Genomic DNA, 6,208 nt, shown 5'->3' with positions numbered 1-6,208 from the left:
CGCCGGCGGGTGCTCCACGACGTGCCAGGCGCGACCAGGGTGCGGGTGATCTGGCGCCAACGCATGTGGCGGTGCGCCGATCCTGACTGTGTTCGGGGTGTGTTCCTCGAGCAGGTCCCAACACTCGTGAAAGCGCGGGGATCCATCACCAGGCGCGCGACCGTCTGGGCGATCAGGCAGCTGCGCCGCGAGCATGCCACGATCGCGGGGATCGCCCGGCAACTGGGCACCTCCTGGAAGACGGTGTGGCGGGCGGTGGAACCCGAACTGGCGCGGCTCGCCGCCGATGAATCGCGCTTCCACGGGGTGAGCTCCCTGGGCGTGGATGAGCACATCTGGCATCACGTCGATCCCCGACGACGGGGGCCGAAGGAACTCACCGGCATGGTCGATCTCACCCGCGACAAGGACGGCAAGACACGGGCCCGGTTACTGGACCTGGTTCCCGGACGGTCCGGGAAGGCCTACAGGGACTGGCTCCAAGCCCGCGGCGACGCGTTCCGCAACAACGTGGAAGTCGCCGCACTGGACCCGTTCGCCGGCTACAAGACCGCAATCGACGACACCCTCGAGGACGCCGTCGCGGTGCTCGATGCGTTCCATGTCGTCAAACTCGGCACCCATGCCGTGGACGAGGTCCGCCGGCGCGTCCAGCAGGACACCCTCGGCCATCGCGGACGCAAGGGCGACCCGCTCTACGGAATCCAGACCATCCTGCGTGCCGGCGAGGAGAACCTCACCGACAAACAACGCGCCCGGCTCACCGCCGCGATCGACGCGAACCCGGTCCACGACGAGGTCTTCATCGCCTGGCAGTGCGCCCAGCGGCTACGCTCGGCCTACCGCGCGGAGCATCTCACAGAAGGGCGCAGGATCGCCGAGGACATCGCCGATACCTTCGCGACCTGCCCGATCCCCGAAATAGCCCGCCTGGGGCGGACCCTGCGGCGCTGGCGTCAGGCGTTCCTGGCCTACTTCACCACCAACCGCACGAACAACGGCGGCACGGAAGCCATTAACGGCATCATCGAACTCCACCGCCGCCTCGCCCGCGGCTACCGCAACCGCCACAACTACCGACTACGCATGCTCCTGGTCGCCGGCGGCCTCAAACAATGACCCCTACCGGATGTCCGAAGGGCCCCTTTACACGCCCATCCGACGGGTGGCGTGCCGGCCAACTCAACTGATACCGCATCCTTGTGAACCAGCGCCATGTACGGTTCTGGCCAAAGCAACTGGTCGGTGAACCTCTCGCCCACGAATGTCAGAAGGCGCCCGTAAGCCGGTCGCTTGCCGTCCCGCAGCAGGATCCTGAAGCGTTCCTTGAGGTGGTTGCAGGACCTGCTGTCCGTGCGTCGCCCGTGATGCCGGAGTAACGACTGACATACTCGAGTGATGCGCACCGAAGTGATACTGGAAGCCGCGAGAAAGCGGGCGGACGCCTTGAGTCGGCACGACAGTGCCCTGTTGCGCGGGCTCCTGCACCCGCAGTTCTCCTGGACCTCCCACAAGGGCGACCAGTTTGACCGCGAGACCTACCTTCAGTCCAACATCGACGGACAGAACACCTGGCACAGCCAGATGCTCGAAGACCCGAAGATCACGATGTGCGGGTCCGCTGCGGTCCTCACCTGCATCGTGAGAGATGACGTCACGACGGCCGCGGGGCGCAACTTGTACCGGATGCCAATGACGCAGGTATGGACGGAAGAGGAGGGTGTTTGGCTGCTGGTCGCAGGGCACGCGGGGCCGCTTCTCCCGTCCACTCAGCTACTGAACTGATTTTTCTGGGGGGGATCGGCGGGCAATTTAGGGACCATCTCAACCGATCGGCCGGAGTTGTTATCCGTGCTGCCTCCTGCGAGAGCGTGTCTCCAGTGTGAGGATTGGTATCTATGTGTTCAAATGCTGAGGTGCTGGTGGGGGAATTGCCCGATCAAGGACTCGCTTCGCGTACAGCGAGGCTTAGGAAGGCACTGACGGGCGGATCTGTATCCGTTCCCCGTTATCAGCCGGGAGGCCCGCTGGAGGTTCGGTTCCTTGGACGCGGTGCAACAAATACAGCCTGGCAGATCATCACGGACAGTGATGCTTTCGTGCTTCGAGTCCCGCATCGAAGCGCGGAGGAAGCGCCGAGACCGATGAAAGACGAGTTCGCCGCCTTGGCAAGGGTGCCTACCGGTGTCGGCACCCGTGGCATCGCGTTCGATGACTCCGCTGACAACCCCTTGGGCCACCGATACGTGCTGACCACTTTCGTGCCCGGCCAGATCAAGGACGCAGCCCAGTGGGAAGCCTCCGATTTCGCGCGCTTAGCGAAGACCCTGGCCCGGTTGCACACGGTCGAGGAAGCCCTGGCAGGCCCGGTCCACGCACCCGAACACGATCAAGTCAGTCTCTCAGGTCACCTTGAAGCCGGCCTGCAGTGGTGGAAAGAGTCGCACCCCACGCTGTTCAAGAACCCCGACATCGCCTCCTTAGTGCCAGTTGTACAGGCGTTTGTACGCCGATGCGAGGACAAAGGCGGGGTAGCCCGCCGCTTCAGCCTGATCCATGGTGACCTGATCGTGGGGAACGTCGTGATCAATGGAGACGACATGAGCCTCATCGATTGGGAATGGGCTGAATTCGGTGATGTGGCTCAGGACCTCGCCTACATTGGCGGGACCATCCACGGAGGACCGGATTACGCACCAATGACTCAGGACCTTATCAACTACTTCGTTGACCAGTATGTCGCCGAAATGCGGCGCGCGGGCAAAGATACAGAGGATGCATCAACCCTCAGAGCGCGGCGTGCAGGATGGGAAGCCTGCGAACGCTTCCTGACCCTCATGCACACGATGACCAGCCCACAGAACGACGAAACCCAACTTACCATCACGTCCGTCCGAAGGACTCTGATGAAGACCGTTTGCAGCCCACCCAACAAACCACCAACCAGTGGCGAGCATACTGCCGGAAAAAACTAGCGGCCGCCCTCAAGGGGATGGGTCACCGGGCACCTGCCCTCAGACGGTGAGGTCATCCCACACGAAGGTCGTCGTCTGCCCTGTTTCCCAATCACGGCGAAGGATGGAGTATGCGACCGAGGCGACCGGGCTGCCGCCCAGGACCGGCCATCCCTCGCGGTAGTGGGCTTCCTTCACCCAACCACAGCGCAGGAAGGTCTTACGCATCGCGATGTTGTCCTCCCTGGTCTGCCCCTCGAACCGATTAGTCCCCGGCAGTGCTGTGAAGACATGCTCGGTGAGCGCGCGCAGAACGTCGACGCCCAGGCCTCGTCCCCGAAACTCTCCATTGAGACGGAGGTCGAACATCGGAGTGGGATCCCTGAGATCTTCGAAGCGGGCGAACCCGATACGCCCGTGCTCGGTGTGGTCGATCCAGAAGGAGTCATCGTCCTCGCTCCGATACGCGCCCTTCGCGATGGCAGCTTCGACCGTCTCGCGTGTAAGACGCTTGGAGCCGTGAAAGCGGAACTCGTTGCGCGTCATAAAATTGACCAGCGCCTCATGATCGTCCTTAACTGCATCCAGGCGCACAAGATTGATCGACATAGTGGCTCACCCTAACGGCTCCTATCGAAAGTGCCGACGCAACGCGCGCCTGCGGCAACCTCCGTTGCTGCCGGCGTGCGTAGGGCGATCGGCTACTGCGCGCTTCGTCACCTCTTTGGAGCTAGTGCCACACTTGAGCGGTGAGTGCAGAAGAGGACTGGGTTGAGGTTGTCCCACACGATGACCGCTGGGTTCTGCTGTACCGAAACGAGGCTGCTGAGATTCATTCGGCGCTGGGCGGTTACGCGCTTGGAATAGAGCATTTCGGGAGCACAGCAGTTCCCGGGCTTGTGGCGAAGCCGATTGTGGACATCCTTGCCGGGGTTCGCGAGGGCAGCGATCCGCGGCCGGCGATCGATGGTCTGGAACGGCTCGGGTACGAGTATCTGGGGGAAGATGGTCGCCGTCCAGGGCGGTACTTTTGGCGCAAGCGAGGTATGGACGCCTTCAACGTGAGCGTCGTACCTCATTGTGGGGAGTTGTGGGAGAGCAACATTGCCTTTCGTGACTTTCTTCGCACGCATCCGGACTGGGCAGAACGCTACGGACAGGCCAAATTGAGCGCCGGTGCGGCATCTGCGACGAGCATGCTCGGATACCAGGATGGCAAGCGCGAGTTCGTCGACACGCTCCGTACCGCCGCTGTGGCATGGGCTGGCGAGCACGGCGTAAACGAACGGTGATCGATAGGGCCCCCGTTGACGTTCCAAATCTAACGAAGACGCATCAGCTTTACTGGGCTTGGTCGATGCGAGGCAATGAAGGCCATCGCGCTGATGCCCACGCCGGCCAACTGGTGAAGGAGCTGGGCGGTTTCGGTCGCGAAAGACCTTGCATCTCTTCTGCGCTAGGCACAGCGAATGCCTCCACGAAATGATCGTGGTCCTCTGCAGAGAGTTGGAAGGTCACCATGTCGCCGCGGTTCCATCGATCGTCAGAGCGGGACCGGCGTTGTTCCTCGGACAGGCTTATGTAGTGAAGCTGGAATTGAACATCGGCTTGTTCTGCGATGCACCGAAGCGCATGACGTTCATCTGCGGACCAGAACCCGAAATCGAGAATTACGGAGAGGCCTCCACGTAGGACCTGAAGTGCGACCCAGATCAAGCGGCCCTCGAGGACATCCCGTTTGCCGTCAGCTTCTGATTCACCAAACAGTGGTTGCATCCATTCGTCTGGAGTGAGCCGGAGCGCACCCGACTGCTCCTCGATTTTCATAGCGAGTGTCGTTTTCCCCACGCCTGGAAGCCCAACCATCAAATGCAGTGTCGGCGATTCAGTCACGGCGTTACTCTCCCACATGCCGTGGGTGTCTCGAAAACCTACAGCTTTTCAAGACACACCGTCGAAGTTCGGGGCGAGCTTCACGCGCCCCGGAAATACAGGGCAGTCCGCGTCTCGGAAACCCATCTCACCGCATTTCGTCTCACATGCGCTGTTGATGGGGGTTTCTGAGTCAGAATGACGGTGTGAGGCATCTCGGATACACCCGCGTCAGCACATCGACCCAAGACGCGCAGCTGCAACTCGACGCACTCATTGCGGCCGGCGTGCATAGGCGTGACATCTTCTCCGATGTCACCTCAGGCACGAGGGCTGCGATCGAGCGGCCCGGGATGAAGAAGCTCCTCGAATACTCCGATGAAGGAGACACCATTATTGTGTGGCGCGTCGACAGGCTCGGTCGATCACTCATCGACGTCCTGAACACGGTCAACTCGCTCCGTGAACGAGGAATCCTCATCCGGTCCCTCTCGGACGGGATAGACCCGGCAACCTCGACCGGTCGTCTGATGCTGAATATGCTCGCCACTCTCGCGGAGTATGAGCGGGAGCTCATCACCGAACGGGTCAACGCCGGCATCGCCGCTGCCAAGCAGAACGGCACCCGATTCGGACGTCCGCTGTCAGATCCAAAGGTGGTCGCCGACAAGTTAGCCATCGCAGCTGACGCACGAGCCAAGGGGCGAACCGCAGAAGAAGCCGCACGACTAGTTGGCTGGAGTCGCGCCACCCTATACCGGCACCAGCAAGCCCTCGTGATCAGCGAAACCCCGACGATCCATGCGTGATCCACTCCGCGATGCGTTAACCGGCCGAGACTGCTATCGCTTTGAATCACCTGTCGGGAGAAGCAGCCGCCGCCCAATGGGCCTGGGTTTAGAGTCGAGATGAACGTCGTACACGCGACCAGATAGGAAAGCGATGTCGGTTGATCAGTATTTGGATGCTCCTGCTGAAACTCCTTTCAAGCTCGGGCTACACCACGTCCAACTCGCCCTGCCGCCTGGCGGTGAGGACGACTGCCGAAAGTTCTACGTGGGCGTTCTTGGTCTGACTGAAGTGGAAAAGCCTCCGGTCCTTGCTGCGCGGGGTGGCTTGTGGGTGCGGGCGGACAGCCTTGAGATTCATTTGGGCGTCGAGGCGGACTTCAGGCCGCAGAAGAAAGCTCACCCGGGAATCCTTGTTCAGGACCTGGACGCTTTGGCTGCCCGAGTTGAGGAACATGGTTTGGTACTTGAATGGGATGACAACTTCCCAGGCATGCGACGCTTCTATTTGCCGGACAATAACGGCAACAGGCTGGAATTTCTCTCCCCAAAACCGTAAGCGCCGATTCGAGCGATCGATTGGTTCTGCTTCCT

8 protein-coding genes are annotated in these 6,208 nt (G+C 61.4%); 6 read left to right on the top strand and 2 right to left on the bottom strand.

Annotation, left to right across the window (positions count from 1 at the left end; genetic code table 11):
- The 3 genes from P4U43_RS08195 to P4U43_RS08185 all read left to right on the top strand — a co-directional run.
- Positions 1-1,119: ISL3 family transposase (locus P4U43_RS08195; RefSeq protein WP_277358291.1), on the top strand; the 1,119-nt coding region annotated here is incomplete at its 5' end.
- Between the two features lie 279 nt (positions 1,120-1,398).
- Complete coding sequence (locus P4U43_RS08190; RefSeq protein WP_277358290.1) at positions 1,399-1,785, top strand: nuclear transport factor 2 family protein; 387 nt, start codon at positions 1,399-1,401, stop codon at positions 1,783-1,785.
- A 113-nt stretch (positions 1,786-1,898) separates the two neighbouring features.
- On the top strand, positions 1,899-2,975 hold the full coding sequence (locus P4U43_RS08185) for a phosphotransferase family protein (RefSeq protein WP_277358289.1): 1,077 nt from the start codon (positions 1,899-1,901) through the stop codon (positions 2,973-2,975).
- A gap of 39 nt (positions 2,976-3,014) precedes the next feature.
- Here the strand turns inward: P4U43_RS08185 and P4U43_RS08180 are convergent, their stop codons facing one another.
- The gene (locus P4U43_RS08180) at positions 3,015-3,563 is read right to left on the bottom strand and encodes a GNAT family N-acetyltransferase (RefSeq protein ID WP_277358288.1); all 549 of its coding nucleotides are present in this window, start codon (positions 3,561-3,563) and stop codon (positions 3,015-3,017) included.
- A gap of 140 nt (positions 3,564-3,703) precedes the next feature.
- Here P4U43_RS08180 and P4U43_RS08175 point away from each other — a divergent pair, with 140 nt between their 5' ends.
- Positions 3,704-4,246, top strand: a complete 543-nt coding sequence (locus tag P4U43_RS08175) for a GrpB family protein (RefSeq protein WP_277358287.1) — start codon at positions 3,704-3,706, stop codon at positions 4,244-4,246.
- A gap of 49 nt (positions 4,247-4,295) precedes the next feature.
- On the opposite strand, the gene P4U43_RS08170 is transcribed toward P4U43_RS08175, so the two are convergent.
- Positions 4,296-4,847, bottom strand: coding sequence for an AAA family ATPase (locus tag P4U43_RS08170; RefSeq protein ID WP_277358286.1), 552 nt, complete (start codon positions 4,845-4,847; stop codon positions 4,296-4,298).
- Between the two features lie 185 nt (positions 4,848-5,032).
- Between P4U43_RS08170 and P4U43_RS08165 the strand changes: the two genes are divergently transcribed.
- Positions 5,033-5,635, top strand: a complete 603-nt coding sequence (locus tag P4U43_RS08165; RefSeq protein ID WP_277358285.1) for a recombinase family protein — start codon at positions 5,033-5,035, stop codon at positions 5,633-5,635.
- A gap of 133 nt (positions 5,636-5,768) precedes the next feature.
- A complete protein-coding gene (locus tag P4U43_RS08160) occupies positions 5,769-6,173 on the top strand; it encodes a VOC family protein (protein WP_277358284.1) in 405 nt (134 codons plus the stop codon).
- The last annotated feature ends 35 nt before the right edge of the window (positions 6,174-6,208 follow it).

The organism is Arthrobacter vasquezii, assembly GCF_029455255.1.
GTDB classification, from domain to species: Bacteria; Actinomycetota; Actinomycetes; order Actinomycetales; family Micrococcaceae; genus Arthrobacter_D; species Arthrobacter_D parietis.
The sequence above is the reverse complement of the archived record's forward strand: the minus strand, read 5'-3'. Positions and strand labels throughout refer to the sequence as shown.

Coding starts and splice junctions, on each gene's coding strand:
- P4U43_RS08190 (WP_277358290.1), top strand. CDS start 1,399: ATGCGCACCGAAGTGATACTGGAAGCCGCGAGAAAGCGGGCGGACGCC.
- P4U43_RS08185 (WP_277358289.1), top strand. CDS start 1,899: ATGTGTTCAAATGCTGAGGTGCTGGTGGGGGAATTGCCCGATCAAGGA.
- P4U43_RS08180 (WP_277358288.1), bottom strand. CDS start 3,563: ATGTCGATCAATCTTGTGCGCCTGGATGCAGTTAAGGACGATCATGAG.
- P4U43_RS08160 (WP_277358284.1), top strand. CDS start 5,769: ATGTCGGTTGATCAGTATTTGGATGCTCCTGCTGAAACTCCTTTCAAG.